The sequence below is a fragment of the Neisseria sp. P0021.S006 genome (genome assembly GCF_051956895.1).
This window is the reverse complement of sequence record NZ_JBQCWZ010001247.1, coordinates 1-449: the sequence shown is the minus strand read 5'-3', so window position 1 is coordinate 449 and position 449 is coordinate 1. Positions and strand designations below refer to the sequence as shown.

Annotated in this window: 1 pseudogene; it reads right to left on the bottom strand. The window is 42.5% G+C overall.

The features are described from left to right. Positions 1-449 (bottom strand): annotated as a pseudogene (locus ACTHUM_RS19705) (hypothetical protein); the annotation flags it as partial.

Genomic DNA, 449 nt, shown 5'->3' with positions numbered 1-449 from the left:
AAAAAGTACCGTTCTATTTGCAGGGAGGATTTGGGCTGAACTTTTTTGTAATCCAAGTAGTGTAATTTTTTTTACACTCCCATTTGCATAGGCAGCTTCTCCAATTTCAGTAGGAGAGTACCAGTCAATATCACCATTCCAATATGCTGAATTCGTTGTATCAGGCGTACCTCCGCCAATAATTTCAACCTCTATACCCAATTTCCTACATTCCCACTCCCCCTCAAACCCTTTAAAGCGGATTTTTGGTATTTTTTCACCGTTTGCGGGAAACATTTTTGCCAGCATTGCCTTTTTAAGCTGACGGCTTTTTTCCAACACCGCACGGCTCTCGGCAATTTGGCTGTCTAAACGACGGAAAAACAAACCGAGGTGGGTTTGTTCGGGTTTGGACGGGAAATTAAATGTAATTGCTGTTAAACTGCGCCAATCTGCTCGTGGCATTTTAG